This window comes from Streptomyces sp. NPDC046881, assembly GCF_040645015.1.
Taxonomy (GTDB): Bacteria; Actinomycetota; Actinomycetes; order Streptomycetales; family Streptomycetaceae; genus Streptomyces.
In genome coordinates this window covers 45,184-67,773 of sequence record NZ_JBEYXJ010000017.1, presented here as the reverse complement: position 1 = coordinate 67,773, position 22,590 = coordinate 45,184, and the positions used below count along the sequence as shown (strand labels likewise).

General features: G+C 76.3%; 3 protein-coding genes. All 3 read right to left on the bottom strand.

Annotation, left to right across the window (positions count from 1 at the left end):
• Positions 1-3 precede the first annotated feature (3 nt).
• The 3 genes from ABZ923_RS11560 to ABZ923_RS11550 all read right to left on the bottom strand — a co-directional run bounded on the left by ABZ923_RS11560 (position 4) and on the right by ABZ923_RS11550 (position 21,663).
• Positions 4-18,708 (bottom strand): non-ribosomal peptide synthase/polyketide synthase, encoded by an 18,705-nt coding sequence (locus tag ABZ923_RS11560; protein WP_361469901.1) that lies wholly within the window; start codon positions 18,706-18,708, stop codon positions 4-6.
• Between the two features lie 295 nt (positions 18,709-19,003).
• Positions 19,004-20,356, bottom strand: a complete 1,353-nt coding sequence (locus tag ABZ923_RS11555; RefSeq protein ID WP_361469899.1) for a serine hydrolase domain-containing protein — start codon at positions 20,354-20,356, stop codon at positions 19,004-19,006.
• 98 nt (positions 20,357-20,454) lie between these two features.
• Positions 20,455-21,663, bottom strand: a complete 1,209-nt coding sequence (locus tag ABZ923_RS11550; RefSeq protein WP_361469898.1) for a cytochrome P450 — start codon at positions 21,661-21,663, stop codon at positions 20,455-20,457.
• Between the last annotated feature and the right edge of the window lie 927 nt (positions 21,664-22,590).

Sequence of the window (22,590 nt, the reverse complement as noted above, 5' to 3'; positions counted from 1 at the left end):
TCCTCACCGTTCGTGGTCGTGGCCGCCGTACGCGGCGTCTTCGGAGTCGGGGCCGTTCGCGTCGCCTGCGGCGTCGGGGCCGTACGGGCCGCCTTCGGCGTCGGGGTCGCCGTACGCGGCGTCCTCCAGTTCGCTCAGCACCTGTTCCTCCACGAGTTCCGCCAGGGCGGCCACCGTGCGGGAGAGCAGGACGTCGCGGGGGGTGAGCGTGACGCCGAACGCGTCGTTCGCGCGGGATGCGATGAGCAGGGCGCGCATGGAGTCGCCGCCGAGCAGGAAGTAGTCGTCCTCGGCGCCCACGGCCGTCTGGAGGGTCTCCTCCCAGATGGCCGCCAGCGCCTCCTCGGCCGGGGTGCGGGGTGCCACGTACTCGGGCCGGGCCCGCTCCTCGGCCGGCGCCGGGGCGGGCAGGGCGGCCCGGTCGGTCTTGCCGTTCTCGGTGACCGGGAAGCGGTCCAGCACCGCGAACGCCGAGGGCACCATGGGGCCGGGCAGCGAACGGGCGGCCAGCGCCCGCAGCTCGGACGGGGTGGGCGGCTGCGCGCCGGGGGCCGTGAGCAGGTGGGCGACCAGCCGCGGCTGTCCCGGCTCGTCCTCGCGTACGGTCACCACCGCGTCCAGCACGCCCGGATGGCGGGCCAGCGTCGCCTCGACCTCGCCGGCCTCGATGCGGTGGCCGCGCAGCTTCAGCTGGTGGTCGGTGCGGCCCAGGTAGTGCAGTTCGCCCCCGCTGTCGCGGCGCACCACGTCGCCGGTGCGGTACATGCGGGTGCCGGGCGGCCCGAACGGGTCGGCGCGGAACCGGGACGCGGTCAGTCCGGGCCGGCCGAGGTAGCCGCGGGCCAGCGCGGGCCCGGAGAGCCACAGTTCACCGGCGACGCCGTCGGGGACCGGCCGCAGCCGGGCGTCGAGGACGTAGGCGCCGGTGGCGGGCAGCGGACGGCCGATGGGCGGCGCGCTGCCGTCCGCCTCCAGGGGGGCGGACCAGGTGGCGACGACGGTGGCCTCGGTGGGGCCGTAGGAGTTGACCATGCGGTGGTGCGGGGCCCAGCGGGCGACGAGTTCGGCACCGCACGCGTCGGCGCCGACGATCAGCGTCTTGAGGTCGGGCAGGGTGCCGGGCGTGTCGGCGGGCAGGGTGGCGAGCGCGGCCGGCGGCAGCAGGGTGTGGGTGATCCGCTCGGCCCGCAGGGTGTCGGCCAGTTCGGCGCCGAGCAGCGGACCGGGCCGGGGTACGACCAGCCGGGCGCCGTGCGGCAGGGACGTGCACAGCTCCAGCACGGAGGCGTCGAAGCTGGGCGTGGCGAACGCCAGCACCCGGTCGCCCTCGCCGACCTGGTAGTGGGCGGCCTCGGCGGCGGAGAAGGCGGCGAGTCCGCGGTGGGTGACGACGACGCCCTTGGGGGTGCCGGTGGAACCGGAGGTGTAGATGACGTAGGCCGGGTCGTCCAGGTCGAGCGGGCGGGTCCGGTCGCCGTCGCCGGGCCGGTGCCCCGGTACGTCGTCCGGCGGGGCGGCGAGCAGGCCGGCGACCTCCTTGGCGTCGAGGGTGAGGGCGGGGGCCGCGTCGCCCAGCATCAGGGCGATCCGCTCCTCGGGGTAGGCGGGGTCGACGGGCAGGAACGCGGCGCCCGCCTTCGCCACCGCGAGCTGCGCCAGCACCATGTCCGCCGAGCGGGGCAGCAGCAGTGCGACGAGGCCGCCGGGTCCGGCGCCGCGGGCGATGAGCCGGTGCGCCAGCCGGTTGGCCTTCGCCTCGACCTCGGCGAAGGTGAGCAGCGTGCCGGGCGCGCCGAGCGCGGGGGCGGTCGGCCACCGGTCGACGGCGGCCTCGATCAGGGCGGGCAGGGTGGCCGGGGGCACCGGGCCGAGCGCCGGGCGGGCGGGGCCGTGCAGCAGCCGGTCCCGCTCGCCGGGCGGCAGCAGGTCGAGGTCGTCGAGGCGGGCGGTGCCGTCGGAGGCGGCCAGCGTGTGCAGGGTGTGCAGCAGCTGTCCGGCCAGGGAGGCGGCGGTGACCGCGTCGAAGTACCGCGGGTCGTAGCCGAGTTCGACGGCGAGCCGGTCGCCGGGCGAGACGACCACGGTGAGGGGGTAGTTGGTGGCCTCCCGGGCGTCCAGGTCGCGCAGGGCGAGCCCGTGCGCGCCCGCGGTCGCGTCGCCGACCGGGTAGTTCTCGAAGACCACCAGGCTGTCGAAGAGCGCGGTCTCCGCGGGCAGGCGGCTGAGGGAGTGCAGGGTGTTCAGGGGCAGGTGGTCGTGCCGGCGGTCCTCGGCGCGGGCCTCCTGCACCGAGCGCAGCCAGGCGGCGCAGGGGGCGTCGCCGTCGACCGCGGTCCGGGCGGGCAGGGTGGTGATGAACAGGCCGGTGACGGTGTCGGCGCCGGGCAGGTCGGCGGGCCGGCCGGAGACGGTGGTGCCGAAGCACACCTCCCGCTGCCCGCTCCACCGCGCCAGCAGCAGCGCCCAGGCGCCCTGCACCAGCGTGTTCAGGGTGAGGCGGTGCCGACGGGCGAACTCCTGGAGCCGCGCGGTCTGTTCGGCGCCGAGCCGCTGCGACAGCCAGGTGCCGGAGCGAGCCGTGGTGCCCGGGGCGGGCCGGCGGTCGTACGGCAGCGGGGTCGGCGCGGCGAGGCCGGCCAGCGCGCCCCGCCAGTGTTCCTCGGCGGGGCCGGCGTCCCGGGCGGCCAGCCAGGCGGCGTAGTCCGCGAACGGCCTGCGCTCGGGCAGCCGGGGCCGCTCGCCGCGGGCGAGGGCGGCGTGCGCGGCCGTGACGTCGGACAGGACGTGGAAGACGCTCCAGCCGTCCAGCAGGACGTGGTGGAAGGTCCACACCACCCGGACCGCGTCCGGGCCGAGCCGGACCAGGGCGAGCCGCAGCAGCGGGGCGCGGTCCAGGGCGAGGCCCCGGGCCCGCTCGTCGGCGAGCAGCCGCTCCAGCTCCGCCTCGTGCCGGTCCGCCGGCAGCGTGCTCCAGTCGTGCTCGGTGACCGGCAGGGTCACGGTCCGGTGGACGACCTGGAGCGGCACGGGTACGCCGTTCAGGGCGACGGAGGTGCGCAGCACGGGGGTGCGGTCGACGACGTACTGCCAGGCGGCGGCCAGGGTCCCCGGGTCGTCGGCGCCGTCGGCCACGAAGGTGATCTGCTCGACGTACAGGCCGTGTTCGGCCTCGTCCAGGCCGTGCATCACCATGCCGGTCTGGGTGGGCGTGAGCGGATACACGTCGGTGACGTCCGCGCCGTTGCCGACGAGCCGGTCGACGGCCGCCTGGTCGAGCGGTGCGAGCGGGAAGTCGGAGGGGGTACGGCCGCCCGCGCCGGGTTCGGCGCAGTGCCGGACGATCGCACGGAGTTCCTCGGTCAGTTCGGCCGCGAGACGGCCGACGGTCTCCCGCCGGTGCACCGCGCCGCTGTACGACCAGGTGAACTCCAGTCGGCCGTCGGTCACTTGGCCGAGGACGTCGAGGAGGTGCGGCCGGTCCGCCGAGCGGTCCATGCCGCCGGCGAGGCCGCCGTGGGGTGCGTGCAGCAGACCGCCCGGGGCGGGGCTCCCGTCCGGCCGGCCCAGGTAGTTGAAGCAGACCGGCGGCAGACCGGGCAGCTGACGGCCGGCCGTGGGGTGCAGGAAGCGCAGCGCGCCGTAGCCGAGTCCGCCGTGCGGTACGGCCCGCAGGTTCTCCTTGACCGCCTTGAGCACGGTGCCGGTGCCGGCCTCCCGGGGCACGTCCAGGGCGACGGGGTACACGGCGGTGAACCAGCCGGCCGTGCGGGCGAGGTCGGTGTCCTGGAACAGGTCCTCGCGGCCGTGGCCCTCCAGGGTCACCGCCACCCGGTCCCGGCCGGTCCAGCGGGCCAGGACCCGGCCCAGCGCGCACAGCAGGACGTCGTTGACGCGGGTGCGGTACGCGTCCGGCACGTCCTGGAGCAGCCGGCGGGTCTCCTCGGCGTCGAGGCCGGCGGTCACGCTCTCCTCGTCGGCGACGGTGTTGGTGCCGCCCGGGTGGTCCACGGGGAGCGCGGTGTCGGCGTCCAGGCCCTGCCAGTGGGCGAGTTCGGCGTCGAAGCCGCCCGCCTCGGTGTGTGCGGCGAGCCGCCGGGCCCAGTCCCGGAACGAGGTGCTCTTGGGTCCGAGGGCGGGCCGTTCGCCGTCCCGCAGCGCCCGGTAGGCGGTGTCGAGGTCCTCCAGGAGCAGCCGCCAGGAGACGGCGTCCACCACCAGGTGGTGGGCGGCGAGCAGCAGCACCGGCCGGCCGCCGTCGTCCGGCCGGCACAGCGCGGCCCGCAGCAGCGGCCCCGCGGCCAGATCGAAGCCGGCGGCGAGGGCCTCGGCCGCCGCCCGCGGCGCCGTCCGCCGGTGCACCTCCAGGTGCGGGGGCTCGGCGCCGGGGGCGGTGCCGTACTGCCGCCACCGCCCGTCCCCGTCCCGCTCGAAGCGCAGCCGCAGCGCGTCGTGGTGCTCCAGTACGGCGGCCAGGGCGGCCCGCAGCAGGTTCTCGTCGGGGTCGGCGGCCAGCTCGTAGGCGACCGTCTGGCTGAAGTGCGCGGGGTCGCCGGTGAGGGTGTCCAGCAGCCAGTGCTGGACGGGGGTGAGCGGGGCGTCGCCGGTCACCGGGCCCTGTTCGGCGGCGACCGCGCCGACCGGGACGCGCTCCGCTGCGGCGGCGAGTTCGGCGAGGGTCTGGTGGGTGAACAGGTGCCGGGGGGTCAGCGCGAGCCCGGCCCGGCGCGCGGCCGAGACGATCCGGATGCCGAGGATGGAGTCGCCGCCGAGTGTGAAGTAGTTGTCGTCGGCGCCGACTTCGGGCACGCCGAGCACCTCCGACCAGATGGCCGCGAGGGTCTGCTCGGCCTCGGTGCGCGGCGGCCGGCCGGCCTCGCCGGTGCCCGGCGCCGCCCACTCGGGTACGGGCAGCGCCCGCCGGTCGAGCTTCCCGGTGGCCCCGAGCGGCAGCCGCTCCAACGGGACGACGAGGGCCGGGACCAGGTGGTCGGGGAGGCTGCGGGCGAGGAAGGCCCGCAGCTCGGCGGTGTCGGGCAGGTCGGGCGCGGCGGCGTCGGACCGGGCCGGGGTGCGGGGCACCACGTAGCCGATCAGGCGGCGGTGGCCCGCGTGTTCGAGCACCCGGGCCGCGGCGGCCGCCACCGCCGGGTGGCGGGCCAGCGCGGCCTCCACCTCGCCGAGTTCGATGCGGAAGCCGCGCACCTTCACCTGGTCGTCGCCGCGGCCGAGGTAGACGAGGTCGCCGTCGGCCGTCCAGCGGACCAGGTCGCCGGTGCGGTACATGCGGCTGCCGGGTGGGCCGAACGGGTCGGGCAGGAAGCGGCTCGCGGTCAGGCCGGGCCGGCGCAGGTAGCCGCGGGCGACGCCGGTCCCGGCGAGGAACAGCTCGCCGGGCGCGCCGGCGGGCACCGGGCGCATCCGCTCGTCCAGGACGTAGGCGCGGGCGCCGCCGAGGGGCCGGCCGATCGGCGGGTCGCGGTCGGGGTCGGCCGGGTCGCAGGTGAACGCGGTGGCGTACACGGTGGCCTCGGTGGGGCCGTAGATGTTGTGCACCTGGCTGCCGGGGATCGCCGTGCGGACCCGGCGGACGGTCCGGGCGGGCAGCCCCTCCCCCGCGAGGACGACGGTGTCCGCGGTGATGCGGACGGCGTCCTCGGCGAGCAGCCGGTCCAGGGCCGAGGGCACCGCGCTCAGCAGTCCGGCGCGCCAGGGCCCGGGGCGCTCGGCGAGGGCCAGCAGGTCGCGGACGACCTCCACGCAGCCGCCGGACAGCAGGGGCGAGAAGATCTCGAAGACCGACACGTCGAAGTTGAGCGAGGTGGAGGCGACCACGTGGTGCAGGCCCCGGCCGCCGAACTCGGCCGCCGCCCAGTCGGTCAGTGCCAGCACGGAGGCGTGGCTGACGACCACGCCCTTGGGCCGGCCGGTGGAGCCGGAGGTGTGGATGACGTAGGCGGGGTGGCCGGGCAGCAGGGGGGTGTGCCGTTCGCCGTCGCCGACCGGGGTGTCCGGTACGCCGGCGGCCGGGTCCTCGTCCAGCAGGATCCGGGTGAACGGGCCCTCGGGCAGCCGCCCGGCGGTCTCCGTGGCGGTGATCACGGCGTCGGGCCGTACGTCCTCGAAGAGGAACGCGACCCGCTCGGCCGGGTACTGGGGGTCGACGGGCAGATAGCCGGCGCCGCTCTTGAGCACCGCGAGGAGTGCCACGAGCAGGTCGGCGGTGCGGGGCAGGCAGAGGGCGACGAAGCGCTCGGGTCCGGCGCCGGCGGCGATGAGCAGCCGCGCCAACCGGTTGGAGCGGGCGTCGAGTTCGCGGTAGGTGAGGCGGGTGTCGCCGTGCCGGACGGCCGGGGCGTCGGGGGTGCTCCCGGCCTGCCGGCGAAACGCCTCGGGGAGGGTGTCGTACGGTGCCTCGGCCTGCCGTCCGCCGAACCGGTCCACCAGGGCCCGCCCCGCGGCCGGGTCCAGCAACGGCAGCTCGGCCAGCCGGCGGTCCGGGTCGGCGGCCATGCCGGTGAGCAGGGCGCGCAGGCTCTCGCCCAGCGCGCGCACCGTCGTGGCGTCGAAGGCGGCGGGGTCGTAGTCGAGGTGCACGTCCAGGGTGTCGCCGGGCGCCACGACCACGCTGAGCGGGTAGTTGGTGGGCTCCAGGTCGCGTTCCTGTTCCATGGCGAGGCCGTGCCGGGCCAGCGCGCCCTCGTCGAACGGGTAGTTCTCGAAGACCACGATGGAGTCGAACAGGCCGGTGCCGCCCGGTACTTCGCTCCAGGACTGGACCTGGGCCAGCGAGACGAAGTCGTGGCGGCGGGCCTCGGACTGGGCGGCCTGGAGGTCGCGCAGCCAGTCCAGCAGCGGGCGTGACCCGTCGACGCGGGCCCGGGTGGGCAGGGTGTTGATGAACAGGCCCACCATCGAGGTGACGCCCGGGAGTTCGGCGGGCCGGCCGGAGACGGTCGTACCGAACACCACGTCGTCACCGCCGCCGTAGCGGGACAGCAGCAGCGCCCACGCGCCCTGGAGGACCGTGTTGAGGGTCAGCCCGGCCCGCTGGGCGGTCTCCCGCAGCCGCGCCGAGACCTCCGGGCCGAGGGTCGTGCGCACCGACCCGGAGGAGGAGGCGCGGTGGGCCTCGGCGGGCCGCCGGTCCCGGGGCAGTTCGGTGGGCGCCTGGAAACCGGCGAGGGCCTCCCGCCAGTACCGTTCGGCCCGGTCGGTGTCCCGCCCGGACAGCCAGCGCAGGTAGTCGGCGAAGGGCCTGCGCTCGGGCGGTTGCGGGCGGCGCCCTGAGGTGAGGGCCGCGTACCGCTCGCACACCTCGTCGAAGACCTGGGCGGCGCTCCAGCCGTCGAGCAGGACGTGGTGGAAGGTCCACACCAGCCGGACCCGGTCCGGTGCCAGCCGGATCAGCGTCAGCCGCATCAGGGGCGCCGAGCCGAGGTCGATGCCGGCCCGCCGGTCCTCGTCGAGCAGCCGGTCCAGCTCGCGCGCGCCCCGCTCGGCGGGCCATCCGGACCAGTCGTGGTGGGTGACGGGCACGGTGGCCCGGTGCCGGACGACCTGGAGCGGTTCCGGGGTCTCCTGCCACACCAGGCCGGTGCGCAGCACCGGGTTGGCGTCGGCGGTGTGCTGCCAGGCCTGCGCGAGGGCGTGCGGGTCGGTCACGCCGGACAGCACGAGCTGCACCTGGTTGACGTAGGTGCGGCTGTCGGCGTCCAGCAGGCTGTGGAAGAGCATGCCCGCCTGCATCGGGGTCAGCGGGTAGACGTCGGCGACGTCACGGCCGTTGCCGGCGATCCGGTCCACGGCCGCCTGGTCCAGACGGGCCAGCGGGAAGTCGGACGGGGTACGGCCGCCCGCGTCCGGGCGGGCGCAGTGGGCGACGATGTCGGTCAGGGCCCGCAGCATACCCTCGGCGAGCGCGGTGACGGTCTCCTCGCGGTGCCGTCCGGCGCCGTAGTACCAGGTGATCTCCAGCCGGTCGTCCTCCACCCGGGCCACGACGTCCAGCAGGTGCGGCCGCTCGGTGCCGGGCGCCTCGGCGCCGCCCAGGCCGCCGGGCACCGCCCCGATCAGGGTGCCGCCGTCGGCGGACCAGTCGAAGCGGCCCAGGTAGTTGAAGGTGATGCCGGGCGCGGGCGCGGCGGTGAGCCGGGGGTCGCGGGCGAGGTGGCGCAGGACGCCGTAGCCGAGTCCCCGGTCGGGTACGGCCCGCAGCTGCTCCTTCACCGCCTTCAGGGCGGTGCCCCAGTCCCCCGCCGGGACGGTCAGGGCGACCGGGTGGAGGGAGGTGAACCAGCCGACCGTGCGGGACAGGTCGACGTCCTCGAACAGCTGGTCCTCGCGGCCGTGTCCCTCCAGGCCGACGGCGACGGTGTCGCGTCCGGTCCAGTCGGCGAGGACCCGGCCCAGCGCGGTGAGCAGGACGTCGTCGACGCGGGTGCGGTAGACGCCGGGGACGCGGCGCAGCAGGCCGTCGGTGCGGTCGCGGTCCAGCCGTACGGTCACCTCGCGGACGTCGGCCATGGTGGTGCCGCCGTCGCCGTCCACGGGGAGCGGGTCGGCGCAGTGCCGTGCGGCCCGCTCCCAGAAGTCGAGCCGGCCGGCGAAGGTGCCGGCGCGCTCGCGCAGCCGGCGGGTCCACTCCCGTACGGAGGTGGTGCGGGCGGGCAGCCGCACCGGCTGCCCGGCGGCGGCCTGCGCGTAGCCGGTCTCCAGGTCCTCCAGCAGGATCCGCCAGGAGACGCCGTCGACCACCAGGTGGTGGGCGACGAGCAGCAGCCGGGCGGGCCGGGTGCCGTCGGCGGTGAACAGGCGCGCGGTGAACAACGGGCCGGTCTCCAGCCGGAGTCCGGCGTGGGCCGCCGCGGTGACGGTTTCCTCGGCCTGCCGGTCGTGGACCTGGAACAGCTCCGGGACCGGGCTGTCGGCGGCGATGTCCTGGCTCCAGGAGCCGTCGCCGGCGAGGGCGAACCGGGCGCGGAGGGCGTCGTGGTGGGTCCACAGGGCGGTGAGGGCGCGGCGCAGGGCGTCCTCGTCGACCGGGCCGGCGGCCTCGATGACGACGGACTGGTTGAAGAACCCGGCGTGCGCCGGCCGCGGGTCGAGGAACCAGTGCTGGATCGGGGTGAGGCCGGCCGGTCCGCTGACCGGCCCGGTGCCGGCGACGGCGGGCGCGGCATCGCCGCCGGCGGCGGCCAGTTCGGCGACGGTGGGGTGCCGGAAGAGGTCGCGCGGGGTGAGGGTGAGCCCCGCGGCCCGGGCCCGGGAGACCACCTGGATACTGAGGATGGAGTCGCCGCCCAGGGTGAAGAAGTTGTCGTCCACGCCGACCCGTTCGACGCCGAGGAGCTCGGCCCAGATCGCGGCGAGGACCCGCTCGGTCTCGGTGCGCGGGGCGCGGTGGGCCCGGTCGCCGCCGGCCGACCAGTCGGGGGCGGGCAGCCGCCGCCGGTCGACCTTGCCGTTGGCGGTCAGCGGCAGCTCGGACACGGTGACGAACGCGGCGGGCAGCATGTAGTCGGGCAGGCCGGCCGCCAGATGGGCGCGCAGCTCGGATGCGGTGGGCACGCCGGCGCCGCCGGCCGGTACCAGGTGGGCGGCGAGCCGCTTGCGGCCGGCGTCCTCGTAGAGGGAGACGACGGCCTCGGCGACGGCGGGGTGGGCGGTGAGCCGGGCCTCGATCTCGGCGGGTTCGACGCGGAAGCCGCGGATCTTGATCTGGTCGTCGGCACGGCCGACGAAGTGCAGTTCGCCGTCGGTGCTCCAGCGCACGAGGTCGCCGGTGCGGTACATCCGGGTGCCGGGCGGCCCGAAGGGGTCGGCGACATAGCGGGCGGCGGTCGCCGCGGGCCGGCCCGCGTAGCCCCGCGCCAGTCCCGCGCCGGCGATGTACAACTCGCCCGGGATGCCCGGTGGTTGCGGCTGGAGGGCGGCGTCGAGGACGTACACGCGGGTGTTGTCCAGCGGGCGGCCGATGGGCAGCACGGCGGGCAGCGGGTCGCCGGAGCGGAAGACGCGGCGGGTGGCGAAGGTGGTGGTCTCGGTGGGGCCGTAGCCGTCCACGACGGTCAGGCCGGGGCAGGCGTCGAGGACCCGGCGTACGGCGGCGCCCGGCACGGCCTCGCCGCCGGTCCACACCTCGCGGGCGCCGCGCAGGCAGCCGGGATCCTCCTGGGCCAGCAGGCGGAACAGCCCGGCGGTCAGCCACAGGCAGGTCACGCCTTGTTCCGTGACGGCGCGGCGGACCTGGGCGGCGTCCAGGTCGGCCGGCGGGGCGAGCACCGCGGTGCCGCCGCGCAGCAGCGGCACCCACACCTCGTAGGTGGCGGCGTCGAAGGCGTGCGGTGAGTGCACGAGGACCCGGTCGTGCCCGGTGAAGGACCGGTCCAGGGCGAGGGCGACGACGTCCCGCTGGCGCACGGCGACACCCTTGGGGGTGCCGGTGGAGCCCGAGGTGAACATCAGGTACTGGACGTTGTCGGGGTGCACGGTGTGGACGGGCGCGGGGCCGTCCGCGCCGGTGGTGTCGTCGACGCGCAGCACACCGTCACCGGGCAGCAGCTCCCGGGCCGTGTCCGCCCAGCCGGCGTCGGTGAGCAGCAGCCCGGCGCCGGCCTCGGCCAGCGTCCGGCGCAGCCGCTCGGCCGGTGCCCTGCCGTCCAGCGGCACGTACACCCCGCCGGTGCGGACGAGGGCCAGCTGCGTGACGACCAGCTCCACGGACCGGTCCATGAGCACGCCGACGGGCCGTTCCGGCCGTACCCCGAGCCCGGCCAGGCGCGCCGCCAGCGTGCCGGCCCGCGCGTCGAGTTCGCGGTAGGTGAGGTGCCGGTCGCCGGCCTCCAGGGCCACGGCGTCGGGGGTACGGCGGACCTGCGCGGCGAACAGGTCGGCGACGGTGGTGTCCGGGAGGTCCGTGCCGGTGTCGTTCCAGGCGCGCAGCACCTGCTCGCGGCGGTCCGGGGCGAGCAGCGGGAGCCGGGCGGGCGGACGACCGGCGCCGGCGGGCAGGTGGGTGAGCAGCACGGTCAGGTACTCGGCCATCCGCTCGGCGGTGCCGGCGTCGAACAGGTCGGGGTCGTAGCCGAGGCGCAGGGTCAGCTCGGGCCCCGGGTAGGCGGTGAGGCTGAGCGGGTAGTTGGTGGTCTCGACGCCCTCCAGGCCGCTCAGGCGCAGTCCGTGGGCGGCGGCGAGGTCGTCGTCCACCGGGTAGTTCTCGAAGACGACGATGCTGTCGAACAGGCCGACCTGTTCGGGGAGTTCGGTGAAGGTGCGCATCCGGGTGAGCGGCAGGTGGTCGAAGCGCCGGTCCTCGCTCTGGTCGTGCTGGAGCGCGCGCAGCCAGTCGGTCAGGGTGCCCTCGGCGGGGACCGGGACCCGGGTGGGCAGGGTGGTGATGAACAGGCCGGTCATGGCGTCGGCGCCGGGCAGCTCGGGCGGCCGGCCGGACACGGTGGTGCCGAACACCACCTCGTCCCGGCCGGCCTGCCGGGCCAGCAGCAGCGCCCAGGCGCCTTGCACCAGGGTGTTCAGGGTCAGGCCGGAGGCGCGCGCCAGCTCCTCCAGGGCCCGGGTGGCGGCCGCGGGCAGCGTGGACCTGACCGCGTGGGTGGACTCGGCGCGGTGGGCCTCGCGCGGCTCACGGTCGTACGGCAGCGGGGTGGCCTCGGCCAGGCCGGTCAGGCGGTGCCGCCAGTGCCGTTCGGCGGCGGCCGGGTCGCGCTGCCGCAGCCAGGCCACGTAGTCGGCGAACGGGGGCCGGTCCGGGAGGGCGTCGGCGCCGGTCCCCGCGTGCCGGGCGAAGACGTCCGAGAGCACCTGGAACAGGCTCCAGCCGTCCAGCAGCAGGTGGTGGAAGGACCACACCACGCGCACCGAGGTGTCGGAGACGCGGGCGAGGAGCAGCCGCTGGAGCGGGGCCCGGCCGAGGTCGAGGCCCTCCGCACGGTCCCGGGCCAGCACGTCGTCCAGCCGGGCACGGCGCTCCCGCTCCGTCAGGTCCCGCCAGTCCAGGTGGGTGACGGGCACGGTCGCGTGGCGCTGCACCACCAGCAGCGGCTCGGGTACGTCCTGCCAGACGACGCGGCCGCGCAGCACCTCGGTGCGGTCGGTGACGTGCTGCCAGGCGGCGGCGAGTGCCGCCGGGTCGGGCACGCCGTCCAGGTCGAACGTCAGCTGCTGGAAGTAGACCCCGCGGTCGTCCTGCGACAGGCCGTGGAAGAGCATGCCCGCCTGGGTGGGCGTGAGCGGGTGGACGTCCGCCACCGCCGCCGGGTCCGCGCCCGTGATCCGGTCGACGGCGGCCTGGTCGAGCCGGGCCAGCGGGAAGTCGGACGGGGTGCGCCCGGCGGTTCCCGGCCGGGTGGCGTGCCGGGCCAGTCCGGCCAGCGCGTCGGCGAAGCGCCGGGCGAGGTCCGTGACCGTGTCCCGGCGGTGCAGCCGGTCCGAGTAGAACCAGGTGAACTCCAGGGCGTCACCGTCGAGGTGTCCGACGACCTCCAGGGCGTGCGGGCGCTCGGCCGCCGGATCGGCGTCCAGCTCCAGCGGGCGTACGGTGCCCCGGTAGAGGCCGTCCCCGTCCTCCGGCAGGCCCATCCGGCCCAGGTAGTTGAAGCTGATCTGCGCGGCCGCGGTGTGCGCCGCCTCCCCCGGCCCGGCGAGGTACCGCAGCGCGTCATGGCCCAGGCCGTGCCGGGGTACGGCGCGGAGCTGCTCCTTGACCTGCTTCAGTACGGTGTCCCAGCCGGCGTCCTCCGGGACGGCGAGGGCGACGGGGTGGCGGGTGGTGAACCAGCCGACCGTGCGGCTGGTGTCCAGCTCGGGGAAGAGTTCCTCGCGCCCGTGCCCCTCGACGTCGACGACCACCCGGTCCCGGCCGGTCCCGGCGCACAGCGCCCGGCCGAGGGCGCTCAGCAGGACGTCGTTGGCCTGGGTGCGGTAGGTGTCGGGCAGGGTGCGCAGCAGGGCCGCGGTGTCCTCGGGGCTCAGCCGCACGGTGACCGCGCGCTGCGAGGCGTAGGTGTTGGTGCCGCCCGGCAGGTCGGCGGGGAGGGCGGGTTCGGCGCCGGGCACCTCCCGGGCCCAGTACTCCCGCTCGTCGGCGAAGCCGCCGTCGGCCGCGTGGGCGTTCAGTCTGCGGGCCCACGCGCGCAGCGGCGAGGACTTCGGGGGCAGCGCGGCAGGGCCGTCCTCGCCGGCGCGGCGGGCCCGGTAGGCGCGGTCCAGGTCGTCCAGCAGCAGCCGCCAGGACACCCCGTCGACCACCAGGTGGTGCACGGCCAGGTGCAGGACGCGGGGCCGGCCGGCTCCCCGGTCGTGCAGGACGGCCCGCAGCAGCGGCCCCCGGGCGAGGTCGAAGGGGCCGAAGTGCGGGGTGTCCGGGTCCGGGCCGGTGTGCCGGGCCAGGCGCACGCGGGGCGCCCGGTCCTCGATGTGCCAGCGGATCCCGGTGGCGGCGTCGCCGGGGACGAAGCGGGAGCGCAGGGCGTCGTGGTGGGCGACCAGGTCGTTCAGCGCGTCCTCCAGCGCCGCCGGGTCCACGTCGTCGGGCACCTGGACGGACAGTGCCTGCGCGAAGTGGCCGGCGCGCCCGGCGGCCGTGCCGAACAGCCAGTGCTGGATGGGGGTCAGAGGGGCCGGGCCGGTGGCCGCCTCCGGTGCGGGGGCGGCCTCGCGCGGGCCCCGGGCGGCGTCCGCGCAGCGGGCGAGGGCGGCGACCGTCTGGTGCCGGTAGACGTCTCGCGAGCTCAGCGGCAGGCCGTCCTGCCGGGCGCGGGCGACCACCTGGATGCTGAGGATCGAGTCGCCGCCGAGCTCGAAGAAGTTGTCGTCGACGCCGATGCGTTCGGCGCGCAACACCTCGGCCCAGATCGCGGCGAGGGCGCGCTCGGTGGGCGTGCGGGGCGCGACGTGCCGTACGGCGCGGACGGCGGGGCCCGGGTCGGGGAGCCGGCCGCGGTCGAGCTTGCCGTTCGGGTTCAGCGGCAGGGCGTCCAGCACGACGACGGCCGAGGGCACCATGGAGGCGGGCAGCGTGCGGCCCAGTTCCCGGCGTACGGCCTCCGGTTCCACCCGTTCGCCGGCGACCGGGACGACGTAGCCGGCCAGACGCCGGTGGCCGTCGCTGTCCGTGGTGGTGGCGGCCGCGGCCTCGGCGACGCCGGCGCAGCGACGCAACGCCTCCTCCACCTCGCCCAGTTCGATGCGGAAGCCGCGCACCTTGACCTGCTGGTCGATGCGGCCCACGTATTCGAGCACGCCGTCGGCACGGCGGCGCACCAGGTCGCCGGTGCGGTACATGCGCTCCCCGGGCGCGCCGAACGGATCGGCGACGAACCGCGCGGCGGTCAGGCCTGCCCGGTTCAGGTAGCCGCGGGCCAGCCCGCCGCCACCGAGGTACAACTCGCCGGTGACGCCGACCGGTTGGGGGCGCAGCGCGTGATCGAGGACGTAGGCGCGGGTGAGCGCCACGGGTTCGCCGATGGGGGGCGCCTGTTCCGGCAGCCGGTCCCCGGCGAACCAGGCGGTGGCGTACACGGTGGCCTCGGTGGGCCCGTAGATGTTGGCGATCCGGCAGCCGGGCAGCGCGGCGCGCAGATCGTGCAGCGTCTGCGCGGGCAGGGCCTCTCCGGCGAGCACGACGGTGTCCGCGGTGACGGGTGCCGTGCCCCCCGCGATCAGGCGGGAGACGACGGACGGCACCCCGCTCAGCAGCCCGGCCCGCCCAGGGCCCGTGCCGTCGGTGAGGGCCGGCAGGTCGGCGACCACCTCGACGGTGCCGCCCGCCGTCGTCGGGCAGAGCAGCTCGAAGACGGAGACGTCGAAGTTGAGGGAGGTGGAGGCGATCACATGGCCGAGCCCCTGCTCCCCGAACCGCTCCGCCGCCCACGCGGCCAGCGCGGCGACCGTGCGGTGGGTGACCACGACCCCCTTGGGGCGGCCGGTGGAACCCGAGGTGTAGATGACGTAGGCGGGATGGTCCGGCAGCAGCGGCCGGGGCCGGTCGGCGTCGGTGACGTCCGTGTCGGGCACGGCCGGGTCGGCGCAGTCCTCCAGGAGCAGCGGTGCGCAGTCCGCGGGCAGGGCGGCGGCGGTCTCCCGGGTGGCGATCACCAGGGCGGGCCGGGCGTCGGCGAGCATGAAGCGGACGCGTTCGGCGGGGTAGGCGGGGTCGACGGGCAGGTAGCCGGCGCCGGCGGTGAGCACGGCCCACATCACGGGCACCAGGTCGGCGGTGCGCGGCAGGCACAGCGCGACCAGGGTCTCCGGGCCCGCGCCGCGCGCGAGGAGCAGCCGGGCCAGCCGGTTGGCGCGCCGGGCCACCTCGGCGTAGTCCAGCCGGGCGGGGCCGCAGACGACGGCGGTGCGGTCGGGGGTCCGGGCCGCCTGGGCGCGGAACAGGTCGGGCAGGGTGGCGTGCCGGCCGTCCCGGGACCGGCGGGCGGGCGGGTTCCAGGTGTCCACCAGCGTGCGCTGCTCCTCGGCGGACAGCATGGGCAGCTCGGCGAGCAGGCGGCCGGGGCCGTCCGCCATGCCCTCCAGCAGGCGGTGCAGATGGGCGGTCAGGCGGGCCACGGTCGCCGCCTCGAACAGGTCCGTGTTGAACTCGGCGGTCAGCACGCAGCCGCCGTCCGCGTCCGGGGTGAACTCCAGGACCAGGTCGAAGCGGGCGGCCGGGCGGGGCAGCGGATGCTCGGCGATCCGCACCCCGCCGGAGAGCGGCGGCACCGGCAGCGCGGTCTGCTGCACCACGAGCGCCTGCACCAGCGGGGTGCGGCTCGGGTCGCGCGGCGGGGCCAGCTCCTCGACCACCCGGTCGAACGGCACCCCGTCGTGCGCGAAGGCGTCCAGGACGGTCGTGCGCATGCTCTCCACGAACCGGTCCACGGTCGCCCGCTCGTCCACCTCGCCGCGCAGCACCACGGTGTTGGCGAAGAAGCCGGGCACGTCCTCCAGGTCCCGCCGGCCGCGGCCGGTGGTGACGGTGCCGAACGCGACGTCCCGCTGCCCGGAGTAGCGGGAGAACAGCAGCGCGGAGGCGCCCGCGAACAGGGTGAACACGGTGGTGCCGCGGCCCGCGGCCAGCTGCCGGAGCCGGGTCACCAACTCGGCGGGGAGCGGGTGCCGGTGGGCGGCTCCGGCGGTGGTGCGCACGGCGGGACGCGGCCGGTCGGTGGGCAGCTCCAGCTGCTGGAGGCCGGTCAGGTGCCGCTTCCAGTAGGCAAGGTCGGCGGTGTCCGCGTCGCCGGACCGCTGCCGGCGCTCCCAGACCGCGAAGTCCGGGTACTGCACGGAGGGCCGCGGCAGGCCGTCGGGCTCGCCGGTGGTCTCCGCGTGGTAGAGGGCGGCGAGTTCGCGGGTGAGGATGCCCACGGACCAGCCGTCGGTGACGATGTGGTGCTGGGCCAGGAGCAGCAGGTGGTCCTCGGCGGCCAGGCGGACCAGCAGGGCCCGGGTGAGCGGTCCGGCCGCCAGGTCGTAGAGACGACGCAGCTCCTCGGTGAGCAGCGCCTCGGCGGCCTCGGCGCGGCGGGCGTCGGGTACGCCGGTGAGGTCGGCGGTCGCGAGGGGCAGCTCCGGCTCCGCCGCGACACGCTGGGCGCCCTGGCCGTCGACGGTGGTGAAGGTGGTGCGCAGGGAGGCGTGGCGGGCCGCGAGGCGGCGCAGGGAGCGGCGCAGCGCGTCCGGGTCCAGGGGGCCGCGCAGCCGCAGGGACACCCCGGTGTTGTACTCGGTGCCGCCCGCGGTGAGGTCGTCGAGGTACCACAGCCGCCGCTGGGCGCTGGACAGCGGCAGGACGGCCTCGTCGGGGGCCGGCGGGATCGGCTCGGACGGTGCCGCGGCCGACGGGTCGTCCAGCAGCGCGGCCAGGGCGGCGATCGTCCGCGCGGTGAACACGTCCCGTACCGTCAGCCGGACGCCCAGCTCCTCCCGGATCCGGGCCAGGACGCGGGCGGCGAGGATCGATTCGCCGCCCAGCTCGAAGAAGTCGTCCGTCACCCCGACCGCCGCGACGCCCAGCACCTGCTCCCAGATCGCCGCGAGAGCCCGCTCCCGCTGCGACCGCGGGGCCACGTGCCCGGCCACGGCCGAGCGCTCCGGAGCGGGCAGCGCCCGCCGGTCGATCTTGTGCTGCGGGGTGAGCGGCATCCGCTCCAGTACGACGATCGCCGAGGGCACCATGTGGGCGGGCAGCGCGGCGGCGAGTGCGGCCCGCAAGGCGGCGGGATCGAGGGGGTGTTCGGGGGGTTGCGGGCTGTCGCCGGTGCCGACGGGAGCGGCGGTGGCGGGCCGGGAGTCGGCGGACGTCGGGGCTCCGGCCGGGGTGACGTAGGCGACGAGGCGCTGGTGGCCCGGCGTGTCCTCGCGCACCACGACGACCGCCTCGCCGAGGGTTCCGGCGCCGGCCCGGCGCAGGGCCGCCTCGATCTCGCCCGGCTCGACGCGGAAGCCGCGGATCTTCACCTGCCGGTCCAGCCGGCCCAGGAACTCCAGTTCCCCGTCGGCGGTCCAGCGCACCCGGTCCCCGGTGCGGTACAGCCGGGCGCCGGGCGGGCCGAAGGGGTCGGCGACGAAGCGGGCGGCGGTCAGCCCCGGCCGGCCCAGGTAGCCGCGGGCCACCGCGTCGCCGCCGACGAACAGTTCGCCGTCCGCACCGGCCGGTACGGGACGCAGCGCGGCGTCGAGGACGTGCACCCGGGTGTGCGGCAGGGCACCGCCGATCGTCGGGGTGCCCTGGCCGGCGGTGAGCGGCCCGGTCCACGTGGCGACGATGGTGGCCTCGGTCGGACCGTAGGAGTTGATCATGCGGCGGCCGGGTGCCCAGCGGTCCACGAGCCCGGCCGGGCAGGCCTCCGCGCCCACGATCAGCGTGCGCAGGTGGCGGGCGGTCCCCTGCGCGGGGTCGGGCAGGGTGGCCAGCGCGGCCGGCGGGATGAGGGCGTGGGTGATGCGGTGTTCGTCCAGGACCGCGGCGAGTTCGTCGCCCAGCCAGGGGCCGTGCGGCGGTACGACGAGCGTGGCGCCGGACAGCACGGAGACGCACAGCTCCAGGACCGAGGCGTCGAAGCTCGGCGAGGAGAACTGCAGGACGCGGTCGCCGGGGCCCACCGCGTACCGTTCGGCGGCGGCCGTGGTGAAGCCGCCGATGCCGCGGTGGGTGACCGTCACGCCCTTCGGGGTACCGGTGGAGCCGGAGGTGTAGATGACGTAGGCGGCGTGGTCGGCGTCGGGCTGGGTCCCGGCCCCGGGCTCCGCGCCGTCCCCGGTGTCCAGCAGCTCGCCGACCGCGGACGGATCGTCGAGGGTGACGGTGGGCGCGGCGTCGGCGAGCATCAGCGCGCGGCGCTCGGCGGGGTAGGCGGGGTCCACGGGCAGGAAGGCGGCGCCCGCTCGGGCGACGGCCAGCTCCGCCGCGATCAGCTCCATCGAGCGCGGCAGCACGAGGGCGACCACCCGGTCCGGGCCCGCTCCCCGCCGGGTCAGGTGTAATGCCAACCGGTTGGCACGGGCGGCCAGTTCACGGTAGGTCCAGGTGCGTCGGCCGTCGGTGAGGGCCGGTGCGTCCGGGGTGCGGGCCACCCAGGCGGCGAACAGCTCGCCGAGCGTCGGATACGCCGGGGCCGCGCCGCTCTCCGGCGTGTCGGCGGCGGGGCCGGCCTGCCGCGGCAGGGAGGACGCCGGTGCGGGCTTGTGGTGCAGGTCCGTCATGGGTGAAGTCCTTTGGAGAGCGGGACGATGCGGCGCCGGGGGCCGCCACCGGGGGCGGTGCGCTGGACCGGGTGGCCCACCGGGTGTGCGCGACGGTGCTGCGGAGCGTGCGGGCCGGGGCCGGGGTGTGCCGGCCGGCGGTGCCGACGGTTCGAGGGGGGACCACCTGATCGGTGACGACCGCGGGTGCCGGCGCCCGCCCGGCACGGGGGCACCGGTTCGTGGCGGGTGCGCCGGCTGCTGTGCCGGCGGTCGACCGGGGCCGGGAAGCGGACCTCGGCGGTACCCGGAACGGTCAGCCGTCGGCCGTGCGCCGGGCCGTGCGGCCGGAGATCTGCACCCGGTCGACCCTGCCGGTGGCCGGATCGCGGTGGAAGCGGCCCCCGGGTTCGAGGCGCCCGGTGTCCGGATCGCGCAGGTCGCAGGAGAGGTCGGCGTAGCAGACCAGCGGGATGGGCAGGTCGCCGTCCACGGACAGGGCCGGGGAGCCGTCCGGGCCCGGCGCGACGCGGTACGTCGTGGTGCCGTTGCGATAGGTGCCCGCGCAGTCGGGCAGGGGGACGGCACGGCCCCGGTCCGCGATCCGCGCGCCGACGGGCACCTGGATGCCGGTCAGCCGGCCCAGTTCCTCGGCGAGGTCGCGCCAGAGGGCGGTCGCGCCCCCGGCGTTGCCGGTGAAGGCGACCACCACCCCGCTCTCCGGGTCCACCCGCAGATGACAGGACGTGCCCTGGGCGTTGCCGTCGTGGCCGCACCACACGCGGTCGTCCCGCCGGTACAGGGCGAGTCCGGCGCCCCAGCCGTCGGCCAGCGCACCCGGGCGGGCGGCCGGCTCGGCGCGGCGCATCTCCTTGGCGACGGCGGGCGGCAGCAGGTCCGCGCGGCCGATCAGCGCGTTGCCGAACGCGGCCAGGTCCCGGGCACCGGCGAGCAGCGCACCGGCCGGCGCCTCCAGCGGCGCCAGGTTCTGCCGGGCCGGACGGGCCTGCCCCGTCGCGGTGTTGACGGCGTGCCCGGCGGCCACGGGACGGGCGGGCACGGCTTCGCCGATGAACGCCGGTACGACACCGAGCGGTTCGAGGAGCAGCGCCCGGACCGCCTCGGACCACGGCATCCCGGTGACCGTCTCCACCAGCCGGCCGGCGGCGACGTAGCCGGCGTTGGAGTAGGAGAAGTCGGTCCCCGGCGGGAACAGCGTGTCCCGGGCGGTGCAGACGGCCGCGAGATAGCGGGCGGCGGTGGTCGTGGCGGCCGTGTCCGAGTCGGGACCGGTGGGTAACCCGCCGGTGTGCGACAGCAACTGACGGATGGTCACCTCGGGGACGTCGCCCAGCTCCGGGAGGTGTGAGGCGGCGGGCTCGTCCGGGTCGAGGTCGCCGTCGTCGGCCAGGAGCATGACGAGCGCGGCGGTGTAGGGCTTGGTGAGCGACCCGAGGGGGACCGCGGTGTCGGCGGTGAAGGGGCTTCCGGTCGCGGTGTCGGCGGTACCGGTGTGCACGGATATGACGTCCGCGCCGGTGTCGAGGGCGAGTTGGGCGCCGGGTACCCGGTGGGTCCGGGCGAGGGCGTCGAGACGGTCCTGCAGCTCCCGGTGCAGCAGGGACGGCGTCCGGGAAAGGGCCGGAGCGGTGGGGAAGGTGTACGGCATGAGAAGGGGACTCCCGTTGGATGGGTCTCATGTGCGGGTGTGCCGGTCCGGCCCGTGAGCGGCACGGGGCGGGCCGGTGCGCGGTGTGCGCGCTCGGGTTACGGTCTGCCGACCTCGACGGGCAGCTGCCGTACGCCGATGATGACGGCCGGGTTCTGGTAGGCGACGTCCTCGTAGGAGGGGATCGCCAGGATGCGGAATCGTTCATGCAACATGTGAAGGGCGATCCGCGCCTCCAGCCGGGCCAGGGGTGCGCCGAAACAGAAGTGGATGCCGTGCCCGAAGGTCAGATGGGGATTGGGGTTCCGGGTCACGTCCAGGACGTCGGGCGTGTCGAACCGGGCGGGGTCCCGGTTCGCGGCGCCCAGATGCGCCATCAGCAGGCTGCCGGCCGGGATGTCGTGGCCGCCGAGGACCACGGGCCGGGTGACCCTGCGGCCGAGTTCCGGGAAGGGCGGCAGCCAGCGCAGCACCTCCTCGACGGCGGCCGGGATCCCCGTGGGGTCGGCGCGCAGCGCGGCGTCCGTACCGGGGTGCCGGTCGAAGGTGACGACGGCGTTGCCCAGCAGCGCGGTCGTGGTGATGTGCCCGGCGACCAGCAGCAGGGCCACGAACCCGACCATCTCCTGGTCGGCGAGGCGGACGCCGTCCACCTCGGCGGCGATGAGTCTGCTGGTGAGGTCGTCGCCGGGGCGGGCGCGGCGGGCGCGGATGTGGTCGAGCATGTAGCCGTTCATCTCGCGCACGGTGGGGGCGATGGCCTCCAGCGCCCGTTCCAGGTCGGCCATGTCGGGAGCCTCGCCGAGCTGGTCGCCGCCGAACAGGACGCTCGCCCACTCCTGGAAGAGCCGGTGTTCCTCGGCGGGGATACCGAGCAGTTCGGCGATCACGATGATGGGCAGCGGATAGGCCAGCGCGTCGACCAGGTCGAACCGGTCGCGGTCGGCGACCTCGTCCAGCAGCCGCGCGCACACGGCCTCGATGCGGGGTCCGAGCCCCTGGACGACCCGCGGGGTGAACGCCTGGCTCACCAGCGTGCGGAGCTTGCGGTGCTCCGGCGGGTCCATGCCGACGAAGTTGCCCCGGGTGAAGGTCTCGAAGTCGGGCTGGGTGGGGGCGAGGGCGGACATGTCGGAGGAGTACGTCGCCGGGTCGGCGAGCACGGCGGCGACGGTCTCGTGGTCCACCACCTGCCAGACGCCCTGGGTCTCGTCGTACCGCACCGGGCCGGCCGCGCGTAAGCCCCGCCAGCGGTCGGGTAACTCCTCCAGGAGGAGCCGTTCGCCCGTCGATTGCCTGCTGATCACGTTGTCTCCTTGCTAGCGCGTGCGGGCATGGCGGAGTCACGCACGGGGTCGGTGCGCGGACCGGCGCGGCCGGGGCCGCGGGCGGTCGGGACACGGGTGTGCCCCGCTGCCGGGTGGTCGGGACGGGAGGAACGCACGCCCGTGCGGCTTCCTCGTGCGCGGCGGGACGGTCAGCCGCGGTCGGTGTGCCGGCGGGGTGGGCCGCAGGCCCTCAACACATGCGGTGCAGGACGCGGCGGCCGCGCGGCCGGCCCCGGCCCCGCGGCGAGCCCGGTCGTGCGACACGCCAACCCGACATAACCCATCCCCTCGGCGACACCTCCCGCGCGGCGATCGCGCGGGACCCACCCGGCTCGTGGACGAACAACGGGGCGCTCCCCGGCCGTCCGGAACGAGGTGTGAGAATACGCATTCGCACGGCGTGCCGCCCCACGATTGGCATGATGCGCAGTCCGTCACACCTTCGTTTCGATGGAACTCGGCCACAGTCTTCACGGTGAGTCACGCGCAAGCAACCCCCTGAAGTTGAACGGAGAGTACTCTGACGGTGCTTTTGCGTCACTGTCCAGCCACCCGGTGCGGCCCCGTGCGCGCACGGGACCCCGGCCGGATGCGCGTGTGCCCCGGCGACTCGCCCCCAAACCGGCCAGGCGAGAAAAAGACCGCCGCCGGGTCCGGCCGGACGGTTCCGTCGGCCGCCCGGCCGCCGCGGGCCGGCGTTCCGCCCGGCCGTTCGACGGGTTGGCCGGACTGCCCCTGATCTGGGGTGATGATTCGGCCGACGGACACTCCGGATACGCCGCCGGGGAACGGCCGCGACACGCCCGGCGCACCGCCCGGCCCACCGCCGATCCGCCCCTGCCGCCGTGTGCCTCGCCGCCCGGCCGCCGCCCTGCGGGGGCCGAGAAAGGAGCCCCCTGCGCATGG